The sequence below is a fragment of the Streptomyces shenzhenensis genome (assembly GCF_003688995.1).
GTDB classification, from domain to species: domain Bacteria; phylum Actinomycetota; class Actinomycetes; order Streptomycetales; family Streptomycetaceae; genus Streptomyces; species Streptomyces shenzhenensis_A.
This window is the reverse complement of record NZ_PENI01000006.1, coordinates 111,767-130,977: the sequence shown is the minus strand read 5'-3', so window position 1 is coordinate 130,977 and position 19,211 is coordinate 111,767. Positions and strand designations below refer to the sequence as shown.

At 72.4% G+C, this 19,211-nt stretch carries 17 protein-coding genes; 11 read left to right on the top strand and 6 right to left on the bottom strand.

What is annotated here, in order from left to right:
• Nucleotides 1-19: 19 nt before the first annotated feature.
• From pdhA (CTZ28_RS12250) to CTZ28_RS12225, 6 genes are all read left to right on the top strand, one after another.
• Nucleotides 20-1,156 (top strand): pyruvate dehydrogenase (acetyl-transferring) E1 component subunit alpha, encoded by a 1,137-nt coding sequence (gene pdhA, locus CTZ28_RS12250; RefSeq protein WP_121889365.1) that lies wholly within the window; start codon nucleotides 20-22, stop codon nucleotides 1,154-1,156.
• Complete coding sequence (locus CTZ28_RS12245; RefSeq protein ID WP_121889364.1) at nucleotides 1,153-2,157, top strand: alpha-ketoacid dehydrogenase subunit beta; 1,005 nt, start codon at nucleotides 1,153-1,155, stop codon at nucleotides 2,155-2,157. Before pdhA (CTZ28_RS12250) ends, CTZ28_RS12245 begins: the two co-directional genes overlap by 4 nt.
• The gene (locus tag CTZ28_RS12240) at nucleotides 2,157-3,569 is read left to right on the top strand and encodes a dihydrolipoamide acetyltransferase family protein (RefSeq protein ID WP_121889363.1); all 1,413 of its coding nucleotides are present in this window, start codon (nucleotides 2,157-2,159) and stop codon (nucleotides 3,567-3,569) included. The genes CTZ28_RS12245 and CTZ28_RS12240 overlap by 1 nt, the downstream gene beginning before the upstream one ends.
• A gap of 129 nt (nucleotides 3,570-3,698) precedes the next feature.
• On the top strand, nucleotides 3,699-4,619 hold the full coding sequence (locus CTZ28_RS12235; RefSeq protein ID WP_121889362.1) for an NTP transferase domain-containing protein: 921 nt from the start codon (nucleotides 3,699-3,701) through the stop codon (nucleotides 4,617-4,619).
• On the top strand, nucleotides 4,616-6,013 hold the full coding sequence (locus CTZ28_RS12230; RefSeq protein WP_121889361.1) for a molybdopterin molybdotransferase MoeA: 1,398 nt from the start codon (nucleotides 4,616-4,618) through the stop codon (nucleotides 6,011-6,013). The genes CTZ28_RS12235 and CTZ28_RS12230 overlap by 4 nt, the downstream gene beginning before the upstream one ends.
• The gene (locus CTZ28_RS12225) at nucleotides 6,001-7,107 is read left to right on the top strand and encodes a potassium channel family protein (protein WP_121889360.1); all 1,107 of its coding nucleotides are present in this window, start codon (nucleotides 6,001-6,003) and stop codon (nucleotides 7,105-7,107) included. The genes CTZ28_RS12230 and CTZ28_RS12225 overlap by 13 nt, the downstream gene beginning before the upstream one ends.
• A gap of 21 nt (nucleotides 7,108-7,128) precedes the next feature.
• Here CTZ28_RS12225 and CTZ28_RS12220 read toward each other — a convergent pair whose 3' ends face one another.
• Nucleotides 7,129-7,977, bottom strand: a complete 849-nt coding sequence (locus CTZ28_RS12220) for an ABC transporter permease (RefSeq protein WP_121889359.1) — start codon at nucleotides 7,975-7,977, stop codon at nucleotides 7,129-7,131.
• Entirely contained in the window at nucleotides 7,974-8,990 is a 1,017-nt protein-coding gene (locus tag CTZ28_RS12215) for an ATP-binding cassette domain-containing protein (protein WP_121889358.1), read from the bottom strand. The genes CTZ28_RS12220 and CTZ28_RS12215 overlap by 4 nt, the downstream gene beginning before the upstream one ends.
• Before the next feature lie 153 nt (nucleotides 8,991-9,143).
• On the opposite strand from CTZ28_RS12215, the gene CTZ28_RS12210 reads away from it, so the two are divergent.
• A complete protein-coding gene (locus CTZ28_RS12210; RefSeq protein ID WP_121889357.1) occupies nucleotides 9,144-10,127 on the top strand; it encodes an NAD(P)H-quinone oxidoreductase in 984 nt (327 codons plus the stop codon).
• Between the two features lie 95 nt (nucleotides 10,128-10,222).
• On the opposite strand, the gene CTZ28_RS12205 is transcribed toward CTZ28_RS12210, so the two are convergent.
• Nucleotides 10,223-10,756 (bottom strand): hypothetical protein, encoded by a 534-nt coding sequence (locus CTZ28_RS12205; protein ID WP_147481140.1) that lies wholly within the window; start codon nucleotides 10,754-10,756, stop codon nucleotides 10,223-10,225.
• A gap of 164 nt (nucleotides 10,757-10,920) precedes the next feature.
• On the opposite strand from CTZ28_RS12205, the gene CTZ28_RS12200 reads away from it, so the two are divergent.
• Entirely contained in the window at nucleotides 10,921-11,460 is a 540-nt protein-coding gene (locus CTZ28_RS12200; RefSeq protein ID WP_121889355.1) for a bacterial proteasome activator family protein, read from the top strand.
• A 62-nt stretch (nucleotides 11,461-11,522) separates the two neighbouring features.
• Here the strand turns inward: CTZ28_RS12200 and CTZ28_RS12195 are convergent, their stop codons facing one another.
• The gene (locus tag CTZ28_RS12195; protein ID WP_121889354.1) at nucleotides 11,523-13,166 is read right to left on the bottom strand and encodes a Stk1 family PASTA domain-containing Ser/Thr kinase; all 1,644 of its coding nucleotides are present in this window, start codon (nucleotides 13,164-13,166) and stop codon (nucleotides 11,523-11,525) included.
• A 328-nt stretch (nucleotides 13,167-13,494) separates the two neighbouring features.
• Here CTZ28_RS12195 and CTZ28_RS12190 point away from each other — a divergent pair, with 328 nt between their 5' ends.
• Nucleotides 13,495-15,066 carry a protein kinase domain-containing protein gene (locus tag CTZ28_RS12190; RefSeq protein WP_121889353.1) on the top strand — a complete coding sequence of 524 codons (1,572 nt, stop codon included), beginning with the start codon at nucleotides 13,495-13,497 and terminating at the stop codon, nucleotides 15,064-15,066.
• Between the two features lie 125 nt (nucleotides 15,067-15,191).
• Here the strand turns inward: CTZ28_RS12190 and CTZ28_RS12185 are convergent, their stop codons facing one another.
• The gene (locus tag CTZ28_RS12185; RefSeq protein WP_121889352.1) at nucleotides 15,192-15,689 is read right to left on the bottom strand and encodes a hypothetical protein; all 498 of its coding nucleotides are present in this window, start codon (nucleotides 15,687-15,689) and stop codon (nucleotides 15,192-15,194) included.
• Nucleotides 15,690-16,010: 321 nt separating this feature from the next.
• Nucleotides 16,011-16,670, bottom strand: coding sequence for a response regulator (locus CTZ28_RS12180; protein WP_121889351.1), 660 nt, complete (start codon nucleotides 16,668-16,670; stop codon nucleotides 16,011-16,013).
• A 323-nt stretch (nucleotides 16,671-16,993) separates the two neighbouring features.
• Between CTZ28_RS12180 and pdhA (CTZ28_RS12175) the strand changes: the two genes are divergently transcribed.
• On the top strand, nucleotides 16,994-18,208 hold the full coding sequence (gene pdhA / locus CTZ28_RS12175; RefSeq protein ID WP_121889350.1) for a pyruvate dehydrogenase (acetyl-transferring) E1 component subunit alpha: 1,215 nt from the start codon (nucleotides 16,994-16,996) through the stop codon (nucleotides 18,206-18,208).
• A gap of 17 nt (nucleotides 18,209-18,225) precedes the next feature.
• Nucleotides 18,226-19,206 carry an alpha-ketoacid dehydrogenase subunit beta gene (locus CTZ28_RS12170; protein WP_121889590.1) on the top strand — a complete coding sequence of 327 codons (981 nt, stop codon included), beginning with the start codon at nucleotides 18,226-18,228 and terminating at the stop codon, nucleotides 19,204-19,206.
• The last annotated feature ends 5 nt before the right edge of the window (nucleotides 19,207-19,211 follow it).

The following is a 19,211-nucleotide window of genomic DNA, read 5'->3' as shown; positions in this document are numbered from 1 at the left end:
TCCACCAGGAGGTGCCGTCATGACGGTCATGGAGCAGCGGGGCGCGTACCGGCCGGCGCCGCCGCCCGCCTGGCAGCCCCGTACGGACCCCGCACCGCTGCTGCCCGACGCCGAGCCCTATCGCGTCCTCGGAACCGAGGCGGCCACGAAGGCCGACCCCGAACTGCTCCTGCGGCTGTACGCCCAGTTGGTGCGCGGCCGCCGCTACAACACGCAGGCCACCGCCCTCACCAAGCAGGGCCGGCTCGCCGTCTACCCCTCCAGCACCGGCCAGGAGGCCTGCGAGATCGCCGCCGCGCTGGTCCTCCAGGACCGTGACTGGCTCTTCCCCAGCTACCGCGACACCCTCGCCGTCGTCGCCCGCGGCGTCGACCCCGTCGAGGCACTCACCCTGCTGCGCGGCGACTGGCACACCGGCTACGACCCGTACGCGCACCGCGTGGCCCCGCTGAGCACCCCGCTCGCCACCCAGCTCCCGCACGCCGTCGGGCTCGCCCACGCCGCCCGCCTCAAGGGCGACGACGTGGTCGCGCTCGCCATGGTCGGCGACGGCGGCACCAGCGAGGGCGACTTCCACGAGGCCCTGAACTTCGCCGCCGTCTGGCGGGCACCGGTCGTCTTCCTGGTCCAGAACAACGGCTTCGCGATCTCCGTCCCGCTCGCCAAGCAGACCGCCGCCCCCTCCCTCGCCCACAAGGCCGTCGGCTACGGCATGCCGGGCCGGCTGGTCGACGGCAACGACGCCGCCGCCCTGCACGAGGTTCTCGCCGACGTCGTACGGCACGCGCGCGAGGGCGGCGGTCCGACGCTCGTCGAGGCGGTCACCTACCGCATGGACGCCCACACCAACGCCGATGACGCGACCCGCTACCGCACCGACGCCGACGTGGCGGCCTGGCGCGACCACGACCCCGTGCTGCTGCTGGAGCGGGAGCTGACCGGCCGCGGACTGCTCGACGAGGACGCGGTCACGGCCGCCCGCGAGGACGCCGAGACGATGGCGGCGGAGCTGCGCGACCGCATGAACCGGGACGCCGAAACCGACCCGATGGACCTGTTCGCCCACGTCTACGCCGAACCCACCCCGCAACTGCGCGAGCAGCGTGCCCTGTTGCGCGCCGAGCTGGCCGCCGAGCGGGAAGGCGGTGACCGATGACCACCGTCGCGGTCAAGCCCGCCACCATGGCGCAGGCCCTCACGCGCGCGTTGCGCGACGCGCTGGCCGCCGACCCGTCGGTGCACGTCATGGGCGAGGACGTCGGCACGCTCGGCGGCGTCTTCCGGGTCACCGACGGGCTCGCCCGGGAGTTCGGCGAGGACCGCTGCACGGACACTCCGCTGGCCGAGGCAGGCATCCTCGGCACGGCCGTCGGCATGGCCATGTACGGGCTGCGCCCGGTCGTGGAGATGCAGTTCGACGCCTTCGCCTACCCGGCGTTCGAGCAGCTCGTCAGCCACGTGGCCCGGATGCGCAACCGCACCCGGGGCGCGATGCCCCTGCCGCTCACCGTGCGCATCCCCTACGGCGGCGGCATCGGGGGCGTCGAGCACCACAGCGACTCCTCCGAGGCGTACTACATGGCGACTCCGGGGCTCCATGTCGTCACGCCGGCGACCGTCGCCGACGCCTACGGTCTGCTGCGCGCCGCCATCGCCTCCGACGACCCGGTCGTCTTCCTCGAACCCAAGCGGCTGTACTGGGCGAAGGACACCTGGAACGCCGAGCACCCGACGGCCGTCGAACCGATCGGCCGCGCGGTGGTGCGGCGCTCGGGCCGGAGTGCCTCCCTCATCACCTACGGGCCGTCCGTGCCGGTCTGCCTGGAGGCTGCCGAGGCGGCACAGGCGGAAGGCTGGGACCTCGAAGTCGTCGACCTGCGCTCCCTGGTGCCGTTCGACGACGAGACGGTCTGCGCGTCGGTCCGCCGGACCGGGCGCGCGGTCGTCGTGCACGAGTCGGGCGGGTACGGCGGACCGGGCGGGGAGATCGCGGCGCGTGTCACCGAGCGGTGCTTCCACCATCTGGAGGCGCCGGTGCTGCGCGTGGCCGGGTTCGACATCCCCTACCCGCCGCCGATGCTGGAGCGGCACCACCTGCCCGGCGTCGACCGGATCCTGGACGCGGTGGCGCGGCTGCAGTGGGAGGCCGAGGGCTGATGGCACAGGTGCTGGAGTTCAGGCTGCCCGACCTCGGGGAGGGGCTGACCGAGGCGGAGATCGTCCACTGGCTGGTCGAGGTCGGCGACGTGGTCGCCGTCGACCAGCCGGTCGTCGAGGTCGAGACGGCCAAGGCGATGGTCGAGGTGCCGTGCCCCTACGGCGGTGTGGTCACCGCCCGCTTCGGCGAGGAGGGCACCGAACTGCCCGTGGGGGCACCGCTGCTGACGGTCGCGGTGGGACCGGACCCCTCCGACGGCGAGCCCGAGGGCTCGGGCAATGTGCTGGTCGGCTACGGCACGGGGGCACCGTCGGCGCGCCGCCGCCGGGTACGGCCGACGCCCGGCGGGACCGCGGCGCACGGCGTGGCGACGCACGAGGACGCGGCGAGCGGACCGGCGGGCACCCAGCCAGGTCTCGCCGTGGCGAACGGCGCCGCGGCACCTGCCCCGGTGGCGCCCGGCGCGCCTCAAGGGGCCGACGGCCCGGCCGGTGCGCCCGCGCGCGGGACCGCGCGGCCCGCCGAGGGTCCCGTGCCCGTGATCTCACCCCTGGTCCGCCGGCTCGCCCGGGACAACGGCGTGGATCTGCGGCAGCTGACCGGCTCCGGCCCCGACGGGCTGATCCTGCGCGCGGACGTCGAGCAGGCGCTCCGGGCCGCCGCACCGGCCGCCGCCCCGCCCGCCTCGGCGGCCCGGCCGGCCCCCGCACAGGCCACCACCACGACCACGCGAATCCCCCTCAAGGGCGTCCGCGGCGCCGTCGCCGACAAGCTCTCCCGCAGCCGCCGGGAGATCCCGGACGCGACCTGCTGGGTGGACGCCGACGCGACCGGACTCCTGGCCGCGCGGACGGCGATGAACACGGCGGGCGGGCCGAAGATCTCCCTCCTCGCACTCCTCGCCCGGATCTGCACCGCCGCCCTGGCCCGATACCCCGAGCTGAACTCCACCGTCGACACCGAGGCCCGGGAGATCGTCCGGCTCGACCGCGTCCACCTCGGGTTCGCCGCACAGACCGAGCGCGGACTGGTCGTGCCCGTCGTACGCGACGCGCACGAGCGGGACGCCGAGGGACTGACCGCGGAGTTCGCCCGGCTGACCGAGGCCGCCAGGGCCGGCACGCTGACCCCCGCGGAACTCACCGGCGGCACCTTCACGTTGAACAACTACGGAGTGTTCGGCGTCGACGGCTCCACCCCGATCATCAACCACCCCGAGGCCGCCATGCTCGGCGTCGGCCGCATCGCCGCCAGACCCTGGGTGCACCAGGGCGAGCTGGCCGTCCGGCAGGTCGTCCAGCTCTCGCTCACCTTCGACCACCGGGTCTGCGACGGCGGCATCGCGGGCGGCTTCCTGCGCCATGTGGCGGACTGCGTCGAACAGCCGGCGGTGCTGCTGCGGACGCTGTGAACGGGCGGACGGCCACCGCGGGCGCTCCGCGTGGGCGGACGGCCACCGAGAGCGCTCCGCGCGGGCGCTCCCCGTGGCTCAGGTCCCCCCTCGGTTCCCCGTGATCAGCACGGCACGCATACTCGGGGGGTGACCGAGAACGCTCTCGCCGCCGTGACGACCGAGCCGTACGACGCCGTCGTCCTGGCCGGCGGCGCCGCCCGGCGGCTCGGCGGGGCCGACAAACCCGGCCTGCGGGTCGGCGGGCGCCCGCTGCTCGACCGGGTGCTCACCGCCTGCGCCACGGCCCGTACCACCGTCGTCGTGGCCGACCCCCGGCCCACCGCGCGCCCCGTGCGCTGGGCGCGCGAGGAGCCCCCCGGCGCCGGACCGGTCGCCGCGCTCGACGCCGGGCTGCGGCACACCGACGCGGAGTACGCGGTCGTCCTCTCCGCCGACCTGCCGTTCCTGGAAGCGGCCACGGTGCGCGGGCTGTTGACGGCGCTCCGCGGCACCGGCACCGAGGGCGCGCTGCTCACCGACGCGGACGGCCGCGACCAGCCGCTCGTGGCCGCGTACCGCACGGCCGCGCTGCGCCGCGAACTGACGGCGCTCGGCGACACCCACGGCGGTCTCGCCGGGCTGCCGCTGCGCCGGCTCACCGGCGCACTCGACCTCACCCGCGTCCCGGATCCGCTCGCGTCCTTCGACTGCGACACCTGGGACGACATCGCGACGGCCAGAGCACGGATCAGGGAGCATGGGCACGTGTTGGATGAATGGATCTCCGCAGTCAAGGACGAGCTGGGCATCGACCTGGACGTCGACACCGGCGTCCTGCTCGATCTCGCCCGTGACGCCGCGCACGGGGTGGCTCGCCCCGCCGCCCCGCTGACCACCTTCCTCGTCGGCTATGCCGCAGCACAGGGCAAGGGCGGGCCCGAGGCGGTCGCCGAGGCCGCCCGCAAGGCCGCCGCGCTGGCGCTGCGCTGGGAGGAAGAGAATGAGGCCACCGGGAGTGGTGCCCCGGGCCCCGCCGACCGGACCGATCCGGGTCCGGACGCCCAATGACCGCCCGCGGCACCCGGGCCGCCGGGTCTGCCGGGTCCGCCGGGTCCGCCGGGTCCACCGGGGATAGGGACGACCTCGACGTCGAGGAGGCGCTCGCGCTCGTGAGGGAGCACAGGCCACTCAGAGAGCCAGGCGACGGCCGCGGCTCCACTCCCGCGGGCCAGGTGCCCGCGCCCGCTTCGACGGACGAGCACCGGGCCACCCCCTGGCCGCGGGCCCGGGAGATCGCCGCCCGCGCTGCCCGTTCCGGTGCCCGCCGCGTCCCGGTCGCCGTGCCGCTCGCCGACGCCCTCGGCCTGGTCCTCGCCGCCCCCCTCGACGCGCTCACCGACCTCCCCTCCTTCGACACCTCCGCGATGGACGGCTGGGCGGTCGCCGGGCCCGGCCCCTGGTCCGTCCGGGACGAGGGCATGCTGGCCGGCCAGGCACCGTCCGAGCCGCTGACGGACGGCGAGGCCGTGCGCATCGCGACCGGCGCCCGCATCCCGGCCGACACGACCGCGGTCCTGCGCTCCGAGCACGGCCGTACGGACCCCAAGGGGCGGCTGCACGCCGGGCACGAGGTCGGCCACGGCCAGGACATCCGCCCGCGCGGCCAGGAGTGCCGCACCGGCGACCAGCTGCTGCCCGTCGGCACCCTGGTCACCCCCGCGGTCCTGGGTCTGGCGGCCGCCGCCGGATACGACACGGTCACCGTCGTCCCCCGCCCCCGCGTCGAAGTGTTCGTCCTCGGCGACGAGTTGCTCACCCAGGGGCTGCCGTACGACGGCCTGATCCGGGACGCGCTCGGCCCGATGCTGCCGCCCTGGCTGCGCGCGCTCGGCGGCGAGGTCATCGCCCTGCGGCGGCTCGGGGACGACGCCGAGGCCCTCCGCAAGGCCATCACCCTGTCCGACGCGGACCTCGTCGTCACCACCGGCGGCACCGCGGCCGGCCCGGTCGACCATGTCCACCCCATCCTGGACGGCATCGGCGCCGAGCTTCTCGTCGACGGGGTCACGGTGCGCCCGGGCCACCCCATGCTGCTGGCCCGCACCAAGGAGAACCAGCACCTCGTCGGGCTGCCCGGAAACCCCCTCGCGGCGGTCTCCGGCCTGCTCACGCTCGCCGAGCCCCTGTTGCGCACGCTGGCCGTCCACCCCGCTCCCGAGCCGTATGCGCTGCCCCTGTGGGAGACGGTGCAGGGGCATCCGCACGACACCCGGCTGGTCCCCGTCGCCGTACGCGGCGACCGTGCCGTGCCGCTGCACTTCAACGGTCCGGCGATGCTCCGGGGGATCGCCGCCGCCGACGCGCTGGCGGTCGTGCCACCGGGCGGGGCGCGGCAGGGCCAGGAGACGGAGCTGCTCGATCTGCCCTGGGCGTCCGCCGGGATCGGGGTGTGTTTCACGTGAAACTTCCCGGCCACGACGCCATAGCCCGCCAGGCGGACGAGCACCTGGTCACCCATCGGGTGAAACTCCCGAGGAAGGTGGTCGAGCGCCCGACCCGCCAGGTCGTCAAGCGGCTGGTGATGGCCCTGCTGGTGCTGGTCGTGACCGCGCTGATCGTCTACGTCGACCGTGACGGCTACATCGACAACTCGGACGGTCCCGTCGACCTCCTCGACGCCTTCTACTACGCCACGGTCACCCTCTCCACCACCGGTTACGGTGACATCACCCCGGTGAGCGACGGCGCCCGGCTGACCAATATCTTCGCCATCACGCCGCTGCGCGTCCTGTTCCTGATCATCCTGGTCGGCACCACGCTCGAGGTCCTCACCGAACGCACCAGGGAGGAATGGCGTCTGAACCGCTGGAGGGACACCTTGCGTGACCACACCGTCGTCATCGGCTTCGGCACGAAGGGGCGGTCGGCGATCCAGACCGTCTGTGCGACCGGTCTGAAGAAGGAGCAGGTCGTCGTGGTCGACCCCAGTACCAAGGCGGTCGAGGCGGCGACCGCCGAGGGCTACGCGGGGATCGTCGGCGACGCCACGCGCAGCGATGTGCTCAAGCGGGCCGAGGTGCACAAGGCGCGGCAGATCATCATCGCCCCGCAGCGCGACGACACGTCCGTGCTCGTCACGCTGACCGCCCGGCAGCTCAACCGCGGCGCGAAGATCGTGGCCGCGGTGCGTGAGGAGGAGAACGCGCCGCTGCTCAAGCAGTCCGGCGCCGACGCCGTCATCACCAGCGCCAGCGCGGCCGGCCGGCTGCTCGGTCTGTCCGTGCTCAGCCCCGCCGCGGGCATGGTCATGGAGGATCTGATCCAGCAGGGCAGCGGGCTCGACCTCGTCGAACGCCCGGTGGTCAAGGCCGAGGTCGGCAAGCGTCCACGGCAGACGGACGATCTGGTGGTGAGCGTCGTCCGCGGGCACCGGGTGCTCGGCTACGACGATCCGTCCATCGGAACCCTCCAGCTGACCGATCGCCTGATCACGATCGTACGGGCGACGCCGGGAGCGCACGTCGCCCCCGACATCCGTCCGATGCCCCGGGCCTGAGCCCGGGGCCGGTCGGGCGGATCACCGCCGGTTGTACAGCCGCATCGTGATCGGGCCGAAGACCAGCAGGAACAGGCCCGACCAGCCCAGCGTCCAGGCGATCTCGGCGGCCGGCCAGTCACCGGCCATCAACTTCCGCACCCCGGACGACAGATGGGTGACCGGGCTGTTGTTGACGAAGGCCTGGAGCCAGCCCGGCATGGTCTTCGGGTCGACGAAGACGTTGGACAGGAAGGTGAGCGGGAAGATCACCATCATGCTGACGCCCATCACCGACTTCTCGGTGCGCAGCATCAGCCCGAACATCGTCCAGATCCACGAGAACGCGAACGAGAAGACCAGCAGCAGCGCGATCCCGGCGATGACGCCCGGCGCGCCGCCGTCCGGGCGGTAGCCGAGGATCAGGCCGACGCTGAGCATCACCAGTGAGGCGATCGTGTAGCGCAGGGCGTCGCCGAGCAGATAGCCGACCATCGTCGCGGGCCGCCACACCGGCAGGGTGCGGAACCGGTCGAACACGCCCTTCTCGATGTCCGTGTTCACCGAGACACCGGTGTACATCGTGATCATCACGACCGACATCACCATGATGCCCGGCAGCAGGAACTGCACGTACTCCCGGGTCGAACCGGCCAGCGCACCACCGAAGAGGTAGGTGAACATCAGCAGGTTCATGATCGGGAAGGCGGTCACGTCGAAGAGCTGCTCCGGTACATGTTTGATCTTGAGTACCGCGCGCCAGCCGAAGGTCAGCGATGCCGACAGGGCGCTGGGCCGCGGCGGGCGGCGCTCGGTGACCAGCAGTGCGGCCAGCGACTCGGCGCTGACCGGGGCGAGTTCCGTGCTCTCCGTGGTCGTCGCGGTGCTCATGCCGTCACCTCGTCCTTCCTCGGCCCGTGGTCCTCGGCCGGCTCGTGCGTGTCGTGTCCGGTCAGGGCGAGGAACACCTCGTCCAGGCTGGGCTGTCCCAGCGCGAAGGTGTCGACGGTGATGCCGGTGCGGGCGAGTTCGCCCAGGGCCCGCGCGGCCTGCTCGGCCGCCGTGCCGCTCGTCGCGGTGTTCAGCCGGGCGGTCAGCGCCACCGGGTCGGGCTCCGGCTGCACCCGGGCGTCGAGGGTGTGCCGCAGCACCTCCGCGGCCTCCGGCCGCTGTCCCGGATCGCGCAGCCGCAGATGGACGGAGCCGGACCCGACGGACGCCTTCAGCTCGCCCTTCGTGCCCTCGGCGATCACCCGGCCGCGGTCGATGACGGCGATCCGGGACGCCAACTGGTCGGCCTCGTCCAGGTACTGCGTGGTCAGCAGCACGGTCGTGCCCTGCGCGACCACGGCTCGCACGATCTCCCACACCTGGTTGCGGCTGCGCGGGTCGAGACCGGTCGTGGGCTCGTCGAGGAAGAGCAGGTCGGGGGTGTTGAGGATGGAGGCGGCGATGTCGATACGGCGCCGCATGCCGCCCGAGTAGTGCTTGACCTGCTTCCCGGCCGCGTCCGTCAGGCCGAAGGCGGCCAGCAGCCGCTCGGCGCGCTCGCGCGCGGACTTCTTGCCGTGGCCGAGGAGACGGCCGAGCAGGATCAGGTTCTCGGTGCCGGTGAGGTCCTCGTCCACGGAGGCGTACTGCCCGGTGAGGCTTACCCTGGCCCGCACCTCGTCGGCCTCGCGCACCACGTCACGGCCGAAGACGTGCGCCTCGCCGCCGTCGGGGCGCAGCAGCGTGGCGAGCATCTTCACGGTGGTCGTCTTGCCCGCGCCGTTCGGGCCGAGGACGCCGTAGACCGTGCCGGCCGGCACGGCGAGGTCGACTCCGTCGACGGCGCGCGTCTCGCCGAACCTCTTCACCAGGCCGGCCGTCTCGATCGCGAGGCCGGACGTCTGCGTTCTCATCCGTCGGGTCCTTCCGCTGCTGCGGTCTTGGGGTACGCATGGGAAGACCTTTACCTCGGCGAGAACTCATCGCCGGACCCGGCGAATTTTTCGTGGATCCCGTGCACCCCGCGTCCGGGACCGCGCCCCGGGCCGAGGAGTAGCGTCCGGGACATGCATGCGATCACGATTACCGAACCTGGTGGGCCCGAGGCGCTGGTGTGGCACGAGGTGCCGGATCCGGCGCCGCCCGGCGCGGGTGAAGTGCTGGTCGAGGTGGTGGCCGGTGCCGTCAACCGCGCCGACATCCTGCAGCGGCAGGGCTTCTACAACCCGCCGCCGGGCGCCTCCCCCTACCCCGGCCTCGAGTGCTCCGGCCGGATCGCCGCCGTCGGGCCCGGCGTCTCCGGCTGGGCCGTCGGCGACGAGGTGTGCGCGCTGCTGGTCGGCGGCGGCTACGCGGAGCGGGTCGTCGTCCCTGCGGGGCAGCTGCTGCCGGTTCCCGAGGGCGTCGACCTCAAGCAGGCCGCCGCGCTGCCCGAGGTGGTGTGCACGGTCTGGTCCAACGTCTTCATGATCTCTCACCTGCGTCCGGGCGAGACGCTGCTCGTGCACGGCGGGTCCAGCGGCATCGGCACGATGGCGATCCAGCTGGCCAAGGCGGTCGGCGCGAAGGTCGCCGTCACCGCGGGCAGCAAGGAGAAGCTGGAGCGCTGCGCCGAACTGGGCGCCGACATCCTGATCAACTACCGGGAGCAGGACTTCGTCGCCGAGCTCGACCGGGCCACGGGCGGCGCGGGCGCGGACGTCATCCTCGACAACATGGGCGCCAAGTACCTGGACCGCAACGTCCGGGCGCTCGCCGTCAACGGGCGGCTCGCGGTGATCGGGCTGCAGGGCGGCGCCAAGGGCGAGCTGAACCTCGGCGCGCTGCTGGGCAAGCGGGCCGCGGTGAGCGCGACCTCGCTGCGCGCCCGGCCGCTCGCCGAGAAGGCGGCCATCGTGGCGGCCGTACGCGAGCACGTGTGGCCGCTGTTCGCCTCGGGCCAGGTCCGTCCGGTGGTCGACCGCGAGCTGCCGATGCCGGAGGCGGCCGAGGCACACCGGGTGGTGGAGGCGAGCGGCCACATCGGAAAGGTCCTCCTGGTCGCTCCGTGACCTGCGGTGCGTTGCGGTCGGCGCGGGCGGTCGAGTGGTTGCGGCTCGCGGCCGATGGCACGGTCGGCTGGGGCGTGTTCGTGGGTCCGTGGGAGTCAGTCGTGGCGTACCCGCAGTCCGACGAGGGCGAGGCCCAGGCCGATGAGTACCATGCCGCTGCCCAGCGGCAGGAGCCGCAGCGAGGGATCGGAGCCGCTCGCCCGGCCCTGGGCGGCGGCCTCGGTCGGCGGGAGCGCGGAGGGGGCGAGGCCGGCCTGCTGGGTGGACTCGGAGGCGGTGGGGGTCGCGGCGTCGTAGTCGTCCCCGTGGTGTCCCCACGGGGCGGTGGTGCTCGGCGAGGCATCGGCGACGCCGTCCTCGCTCTCTGCGTCGTCAGGGTCGTCAGGGTCGGCAGGGTCGTCCACGCCCTCGGTGTGTGCCGCGGGCCCGTCCGGCCGCCCCGGCCGTGGCCGGCCCTCGGCCGGGCGGCTGCCGGCCCGGGACGGCTCGGCGGAGGCCGAGGGGCCCGTGAGGCCCGGGGGTGCGGCCTCGGGACAGTACGCGCTGGCCGTGCCGCAGGGTATGAGGACCGCCGCCAGCACGAGCAGCAGCCGTATGAGACGGAGTGTGGAACGCAGCCATGAAGTCACGTCGGTGACCTCCCGGGGCACAGGCGCCGAAGATCGACGCAATCCAGCCTCACATGTACTTACATTCCCGGCATTCCGGACTGCGCCGACAGATGGAAACGGTGGATCAGGCACACCGGGGGGCGCCACCGTGGTGAGGTGCAGGCGTGCGAGAGAATGGCGGCATGGAGATGCCGAGGAACGAAAGGTCGCCCGAGAACCCCCAGATCCTGGTCGTGGGCCAGGACGGGATGGCGCTCGGCGGCGGAGGAGACGACGACTCCCGCGAGATCCCGGTGACGGAGCAGGTGGAGCAGCCCGCCAAGGTCATGCGGATCGGAAGCATGATCAAGCAGCTGCTGGAGGAGGTGCGCGCCGCTCCCCTGGACGAGGCGAGCCGCGCCCGGCTCAAGGAGATCCACCGCAGCTCGGTGAAGGAGCTGGAGGACGGTCTCGCTCCGGAGCTCGTGGAGGAGCTGGAGCGGCTCTCCCTGCCCTTCACCGACGGAGCGACGCCCAGTGACGCGGAGCTGCGCATCGCGCAGGCCCAGCTGGTGGGCTGGCTCGAGGGTCTCTTCCACGGGATCCAGACGACGCTGTTCGCCCAGCAGATGGCCGCCCGCGCCCAGCTGGAGCAGATGCGCCGTGCGCTGCCGCCGGGCGTGGGTCATGAAGGCTCCGACGAACAGCACCCGGGCGCCCGCTCGGGCGGGCCGTACCTGTAGACCACCTCACCACGAAGGGCCCGGCGGGTGTCGCCGGGCCCTTGAGCTGTGCGTGGTGCGGGTCAGCCGGTCGCCGGGGTGCCCGTGGAGACCTTGAGCTGGATGGTGGGCATGTCCTTCGGGTCGACGTCCGTGCCGGCTTTGGGGAACTGGTCCATGATCGTGCCGTCGCCGTAGGTGTTCTCGTCGACCTTGACCTGCTCTATCTCCCAGCCCGCGGCCTGGAAGCAGGCCTTGACCGACTTGATGTACTTGAACTTGAAGCTGGGCACCCGGATCTTGTCCGGATCGTCGTACGACTCGCGCGGCTCCGTGCACTCGGTCGTCTCGATCGTCTTCGACGGGTCCGGGCCGCGGTAGCCCGCCGCGCGGGACGCGGCGGCCGAGGCGTCGGCGGCGCCTTGCTTGATGTCGTCGTCGTTTCCGCCGCCGTTGTTCAGGGTCAGCGCGACGACCAGGGCGACGACCGCGACGAGGGACACCGCGATCGAGCCGATGATCACCGGTCTGTTCCCCTTGCCGCCGCCCGCTCCCGACGACTGGGCCGGGGTCGGCGGCGTCAGGTTGTACGGCGGCGGGGTCGACGGGGCCTGCTGGGCGTACCCGGCCGGGGCCGGCGTCTGGTAGCCGCCCTGGTGCGGGTAGCCGTACGCCGGGGAGGGCGTCGGTGTGCCGTACGGGTTCGGGCCCGGGGCCGGCTGGTACGGCGTGTGCACCGGGCCGGTGGGTGCCGGGGTCGTCCGGTCGACCGGCGGGAAGACCGCGGAGCCGACGCCCGCGCCGCTCTGCACCGGGGCGCCCGGGACGATGCTCGGCGCGGCCGCCTGGAAGGACGCGGCGACCCGCAGGCACTCGTCGCGCATCGACTCGGCGGTCGGGAAACGCTCGTTCGGGTTCTTCTTCAGCGCGCGGGAGACGAGCGCGTCCACCGCGGGCGGCAGCGCGCGGTTGATCGCGGAGGGGACCGGCGGCTCCTCCTGCACATGCGCGTACGCGATCGCCAGCGGCGAGTCCGCGTCGAACGGCAGTCGCCCGGTGACCAGTTGGAACAGCATGATGCCGACCGAGTACAGGTCCGAGCGGGCGTCCACGCCCCGGCCCAGCGCCTGCTCGGGCGAGAGGTACTGCGGGGTGCCGACCACCATGCCGGTCTGTGTCATGGACGTGACACCCGACTGCATGGCGCGGGCGATGCCGAAGTCCATCACCTTGACGACGCCGCGCTTGGTCACCATCACGTTGCCCGGCTTGATGTCGCGGTGCACCAGGCCCATCTCGTGGCTGATCTCCAGCGCCGCCAGCACATCGGCGGTGACCTTCAGGGCCTTGTCGGCGGGCATCGCGCCCTGGTGGCGGATGTCCTCCTCCAGCACCGAGCCCAGCGGGCGGCCCTCGATGTACTCCATGACGATGTACGGCATGGTCATGCCGTCCAGGTCGTCCTCGCCGGTGTCGAAGACCGAGACGATGTTGGTGTGCGTGAGCTTCGCCACGGCCTGCGCCTCGCGGCGGAAACGCTCGCGGAAGGCCTGCTCCCGGCCCAGCTCGGTGTGCAGTGTCTTCACCGCGACCTGGCGGTCCAGTACGGCGTCGTACGCCAGGTGCACCGAGGCCATGCCGCCCTCGCCGAGCAAGTCGCGCAGCTGGTAGCGGCCGCCCGCGAGAGCCCGTCCCCCGTACCGGCCCTGTGCGCCGTCCTGGCTCATCTTTCCGCGTCCCCCAGTAGGCCGTCAGGCGCCCCGTTGATCGAATGTGTCATTCCCGGCCAAGTCTGCCCGAGGCCACTGACACGTCAAGCTCGGTGCCCGTTCCGTGACCGTACGCGAAAGAAGCGTCGCGGAAGCGTTACAGCCGTTGTACGACCGGTGCACAGAATTTGCACGACAGCGCCGGTAGCGGGTTTGATGACCGGTCCGTCTCGGGCCGGTCACGGCACCGGTACCGGGCCGAGGGCTTGCGCGGAGGCTGTAGCGTGGCCGACGGAGACCGTGACAACACCGCGCGCACCGCGGGCAGAAACGACGGCGAGGACCGATGGCACAGACGCACAGCGCCCAGGGCCCGTCCGACCCCGAGGCGACTGGCGGCGGCATGTCAGACACGCCGGAGATGTGGGGCAACGGAGGGCTCGTCGGCGATGGCCGGTACCGGCTGACCCACAGACTCGGCCGGGGCGGCATGGCGGAGGTCTTCGCCGCCGAGGACGTGCGCCTCGGGCGCACCGTCGCGGTCAAGCTGCTCCGCTCCGACCTGGCCGAGGACCCGGTGTCCAAGGCCCGCTTCACCCGCGAGGCCCAGTCGGTGGCCGGCCTCAACCACCACGCCATCGTCGCCGTGTACGACTCCGGCGAGGACGTCGTGGGCGGCCAGTCCGTGCCGTACATCGTCATGGAGCTGGTCGAGGGCCGCACCATCCGCGATCTGCTGATCAACGCCGAGGCACCGGGCCCCGAGCAGGCACTGATCATCGTCTCCGGGGTCCTGGAGGCGCTGGCCTACTCGCACCAGCACGGCATCGTGCACCGCGACATCAAGCCGGCCAACGTCATCATCACCCACAACGGCGCCGTCAAGGTGATGGACTTCGGCATCGCCCGCGCCCTGCACGGCGCGTCGACGACGATGACGCAGACCGGCATGGTCATGGGCACCCCGCAGTACCTGTCGCCGGAACAGGCGCTCGGCAAGGCGGTCGACCACCGCTCCGACCTGTACGCCACCGGCTGCCTGCTGTACGAACTCCTCGCGCTGCGGCCCCCGTTCGTCGGCGAGACCCCGCTCTCCGTGGTCTACCAGCACGTCCAGGACATCCCGACGCCGCCGTCCGAGGCGTCCGACGGCTCGCCGCCGGAACTGGACGGCCTCGTGATGCGTTCGCTGGCCAAGGACCCGGACGACCGCTTCCAGACGGCCGAGGAGATGCGCGGTCTGGTGCAGTACGGCCTGCAGATGCTGTACGAGCAGGGCGGCCACACGGGCACCTGGAACACCGGCCCGGTGGAGCTGCACGAGGGCCGGCACACCCCGGCGGGCGGCTTCGCGGGCACGACCGCGATGCAGCACCCCGGCGAGTACGGCGCCGGCACCGCGCAGATCCCGCAGCCGATCCTGCCCTCCGGGTACGGAGGCGGCGACGACGGCGGTTTCGAGGGGCACGGCAACCGGGGCAGCGGCCGGGGCAAGCTGTGGATCCTGGCCGTGCTCGCGGTGATCGCGATCGCGGCGGGTGTGGCGCTGGCGCTGAACAACACCGGCAACGGCGACGGCGGTTCGGACACCTCCCCGTCGCCGACCACCTCGCAGAGCACCAAGGACGAGACGGCCAGCGAGAGCCCGACCGACGAGGCCACCGACCAGGCGACCGAGACGCCCCAGGACAGCTCCTCCGGCTCGGGCGGCCGCTCGAACTACGTCCCGCCGCCCACGCCCTCGTTCAGCCCGTCCGTGAGCGAGAGCAGCGATCCGGTCCAGTCGCCCTCGAACCCGCAGCCCAGCCAGCAGCCGTCGAACCCGGGGACCTCGTCGCAGCCGGAGCCGTCGGACTCGCCGCCCGACACGGGCGGCACGGACCAGGGCACCACCGGTGACACGGGCGAGGGCCTTTGAAGGACGCCGTCCGAAACGGCTGCCCCGCGCGCGTGAGAGCGGAATGACACGCCACGCGCGCGTGACGCTCTCTGGGCGCGCGGGGGCCGCGGTGTCGGCCACGCCCGGGTGACGTCGCGTGCGGTTCATGCCACGAAGGCGTCGCACACCGCGAGCGCCGAGGCGGCCGGGAACCGGGGGTCCGCGCGGGTGTCGCCGCGCTCGTCGAGCCGCTCCCACCACACGCGGCGCACGGCCGCGGCGAGCTGTGTGGGCGTGGCCCCGGCAGCGCGCCGGTACGCGCGCGCGTGGGCCCGCACCTTCGGCCCGACGATCGCGGCGGGCGCGTCCCCCTTGTGGAGCACGTCGAACGGGTGGAAGTAGGGCGGAGGACGCCGGTCGGCGTGCTGTTCGAGGAGCGCGCGCCGCTCCAGGCAGGCGTGCACGGCCCCGAGCAGCGCCCCGAGCCGGCCGCACCGACACCGGGTCAGCCGGCCGCCGTGCCGGTGCCGGCCGTCGATCCAGGGGCGCAGGGCGTAGGCGTGGCCGCCGCCGAAGTGGTGCTTGAGGAAGTGGCGGCCGCGCAGCAGGGCGCCCAGCGGGGGCGCGTGGGGTACGGGTGGCGGTACACAAGAGCGCGGCACGCGCCAGATGCTAGGCCCTGTCGTCAAACTCCCTCCCCCAGCCTCCGGCCGGGAGGTGCCCCCAGCCCCGCGACGCCATGCAGGCTCCCCCGAGCTCTCCGAGCAGGGGGCACCCCCACTCGCCGCACCGGACACAGGCCCGAGTACGTCCAGTACGAGAGCACGCTCCCCCAAGCTCTCGGCTCCGCTCGACCAGGGGGGACCCCCACGACGCCGCAGGGCCCGCCCTCCGGGTGAACGACGGGAGTTTGACGACAGGACCTAGGGCACGGAAAGGGTCGATGAGCTGCGGCTTGTCACAGTATGTGCGCTAAGCGGCGCTCAGCGGTTCTCGGCCTGCATCCGGGCCACGTACGCGGCCGCCTGGGAGCGCCGGCGCATGCCGAGTTTGGAGAGCAGGCTCGACACATAGTTCTTGATCGTCTTCTCGGCGAGGTGCAGCCGCTCGCCGATCTGACGGTTGGTGAGCCCCTCACCGATCAGGTCGAGGATCCGGCGCTCCTGGTCGGTGAGGCGGGTCAGCCTGTCGTCGGCGCGGGCGGTGCCGCCGTCGCGCAGCCGCTCCAGGACCCGGGAGGTGGCCACGGGGTCGAGCAGGGACCTTCCCGCGGCGACGTCCCGTACGGCGGTCAGCAGCTCGTTGCCGCGGATCGCCTTCAGGACGTACCCGGAGGCGCCCGCCATGATCGCGTCGAACAGGGCCTCGTCGTCGGCGTACGAGGTCAGCATCAGACAGCTGACGGACTCGTCCCGGGACCGGATCTCGCGGCACACCTCCACGCCGCTGCCGTCCGGGAGCCGCACGTCGAGCACCGCGACGTCGGGCCGGGTGGCCGGAATCCGCGCCAGCGCATCGGCCGCCGTGCCGGCCTCCCCGACCACCTCGATGTCGTCCTCGACCGAGAGCAGCTCGTGCACCCCGCGGCGGACGACTTCATGGTCGTCCAGGAGAAATACCCTGATTTTTCCGTCTTCGCGCACGGAGTCAGTGTCACATACGGAGTCTTCCCGTGGGCTGGTCGGCCGGGATACCGTGCCGTTGCTCCGGCCTCCTGCAAGGCTGTGACCAGCAACCTTCCGGTCCGCGTCGATTTACTTGGAAATCCAAGCAAAAACGCAGGTCAGGGGGGGTTTCACAGAAATGTGGCGCACTGGGTAACGTGACTGTTGCAGGGCGCTCGCCGGGGCACCTGTCCCGCCAGTTCCCGGCCGAGCGGCACCCACCCCGTGCCCGGTGGTCTGGAATCGGTGAGCCGCACTGGTTACCCGGCAACCCCGGGGGCCGGACCGACGGAGGAGCACACGTGACCGTGGACAGCAGTGCCGCGCGCAAGCCGCGACGCAGCGCCGCAGGCAAGGCCGGCACCACCGGCACCCCCAGCACCACCCGTACCGCCGCGAAGAAGAGCACCGAACCCGAGCTGGTTCAGCTGCTCACCCCGGAGGGCAAGCGCGTCAGGATCGCGAAGAACGCGAGGAACGCGAAGAACGCAGAGTATGCCCGGTACGTAGCCGACATCACCCCCGAAGAGCTGCGCGGTCTGTACCGCGACATGGTGCTCACCCGCCGCTTCGACGCCGAGGCCACCGCCCTGCAGCGCCAGGGCGAACTGGGTCTGTGGGCGTCGCTGCTGGGCCAGGAGGCCGCCCAGATCGGCTCCGGCCGGGCCACCCGGCCGGACGACTACGTCTTCCCGACCTACCGCGAGCACGGCGTCGCCTGGTGCCGCGGCGTCGACCCGACCAAGCTGCTCGGCATGTTCCGCGGTGTGAACCACGGCGGCTGGGACCCCAACGGCAACAACTTCCACCTCTACACGATCGTCATCGGCTCCCAGACCCTGCACGCCACCGGCTACGCGATGGGCGTGGCCATGGACGGCGCGGACAGCGCGGTGATCGCCTACTTCGGCGACGGCGCATCGAGCCAGGGCGACGTGGCCGAGTCGTTCACCTTCGCCGCGGTCTACAACGCCCCGGTGGTGTTCTTCTGCCAGAACAACCAGTGGGCGATCTCCGAGCCGACCGAGAAGCAGACCCGCGTCCCGCTCTACCAGCGCGCGCAGGGCTACGGCTTCCCGGGCGTCCGGGTGGACGGCAACGACGTGCTGGCCTGTCTCGCCGTCACCCGCTGGGCGCTGGAGCGCGCCCGCAACGGCGAGGGCCCGACGCTGGTCGAGGCGTACACCTACCGGATGGGCGCCCACACCACCTCCGACGACCCCACCCGCTACCGGCACGACGACGAGCGCGCCGCCTGGGAGGCGAAGGACCCGATCCTGCGCCTCCGCCGCTATCTGGAGGCCTCAAACCACGCGGACGAGGGATTCTTCGCGGAACTTGAGGCGGAGAGCGAAGCGTTGGGCAAACGAGTGCGCGAAGTGGTCCGCGCCATGCCGGACCCGGACACCTTCGCCATCTTCGAGAACGTGTACGCGGACGGGCATGCGCTCGTCGACGAGGAGCGCGCCCAGTTCGCCGCCTACCAGGCGTCGTTCGCGGACGCAGAGGGGGTCTGATCATGGCAGCGGAGACCATGGCCACCAAGAACATGCCGCTGGCCAAGGCGATCAACGAATCGCTGCGCCGCGCCCTGGAGGCGGACCCCAAGGTCGTCGTCATGGGCGAGGACGTCGGCAAGCTCGGCGGCGTCTTCCGGGTCACCGACGGCCTGCAGAAGGACTTCGGCGAGAGCCGCGTCATCGACACCCCGCTCGCCGAGTCGGGCATCGTCGGCACCGCGATCGGCCTGGCCCTGCGCGGCTACCGCCCGGTGCTGGAGATCCAGTTCGACGGCTTCGTCTTCCCGGCGTACGACCAGATCGTCACGCAGCTCGCGAAGATGCACGCGCGCTCGCTGGGCAAGGTCAAGCTCCCCGTCGTCATCCGGATCCCCTACGGCGGCGGTATCGGCGCGGTCGAGCACCACTCCGAATCCCCCGAGGCCCTGTTCGCACACGTGCCGGGCCTGAAGGTCGTCTCTCCGTCCGACGCCTCGGACGCCTACTGGATGATGCAGCAGGCCATCCAGAGCGACGACCCGGTGATCTACTTCGAGCCCAAGCGGCGCTACTGGGACAAGGCCGAGGTCAACACCGAGGCGATCCCGGACCCGCTGCACAAGGCGCGCGTGGTGCGCGAGGGCACCGACCTGACCCTCGTCGCCTACGGTCCGATGGTGAAGCTCTGTCAGGAGGCCGCCGCCGCGGCCGCCGAGGAGGGCAGGTCCCTGGAGGTCCTCGACCTGCGCTCGGTGTCCCCGCTGGACTTCGACTCGATCCAGACGTCGGTCGAGAAGACCCGCCGCCTGGTCGTGGTCCATGAGGCGCCGGTGTTCTTCGGCTCGGGCGCGGAGATCGCCGCCCGGATCACGGAACGCTGCTTCTATCACCTGGAGGCCCCGGTCCTGCGGGTGGGCGGCTACCACGCCCCGTATCCGCCGGCGCGCCTGGAGGAGTCGTACCTTCCGGACCTGGACCGGGTGCTCGACGCCGTCGACCGTGCCCTGGCGTACTGAGGAGA

Bases quoted from the DNA above. Each gene is read 5' to 3' on its own strand.
- CTZ28_RS12195 (WP_121889354.1), bottom strand. From the start codon at position 13,166: ATGAGCCAGGACGGCGCACAGGGCCGGTACGGGGGACGGGCTCTCGCG.
- pdhA (WP_121889365.1), top strand. From the start codon at position 20: ATGACGGTCATGGAGCAGCGGGGCGCGTACCGGCCGGCGCCGCCGCCC.
- CTZ28_RS12210 (WP_121889357.1), top strand. From the start codon at position 9,144: ATGCATGCGATCACGATTACCGAACCTGGTGGGCCCGAGGCGCTGGTG.
- CTZ28_RS12220 (WP_121889359.1), bottom strand. From the start codon at position 7,977: ATGAGCACCGCGACGACCACGGAGAGCACGGAACTCGCCCCGGTCAGC.
- CTZ28_RS12215 (WP_121889358.1), bottom strand. From the start codon at position 8,990: ATGAGAACGCAGACGTCCGGCCTCGCGATCGAGACGGCCGGCCTGGTG.
- CTZ28_RS12190 (WP_121889353.1), top strand. From the start codon at position 13,495: ATGGCACAGACGCACAGCGCCCAGGGCCCGTCCGACCCCGAGGCGACT.
- CTZ28_RS12230 (WP_121889361.1), top strand. From the start codon at position 4,616: ATGACCGCCCGCGGCACCCGGGCCGCCGGGTCTGCCGGGTCCGCCGGG.
- CTZ28_RS12200 (WP_121889355.1), top strand. From the start codon at position 10,921: ATGGAGATGCCGAGGAACGAAAGGTCGCCCGAGAACCCCCAGATCCTG.
- CTZ28_RS12240 (WP_121889363.1), top strand. From the start codon at position 2,157: ATGGCACAGGTGCTGGAGTTCAGGCTGCCCGACCTCGGGGAGGGGCTG.
- CTZ28_RS12245 (WP_121889364.1), top strand. From the start codon at position 1,153: ATGACCACCGTCGCGGTCAAGCCCGCCACCATGGCGCAGGCCCTCACG.
- CTZ28_RS12170 (WP_121889590.1), top strand. From the start codon at position 18,226: ATGGCCACCAAGAACATGCCGCTGGCCAAGGCGATCAACGAATCGCTG.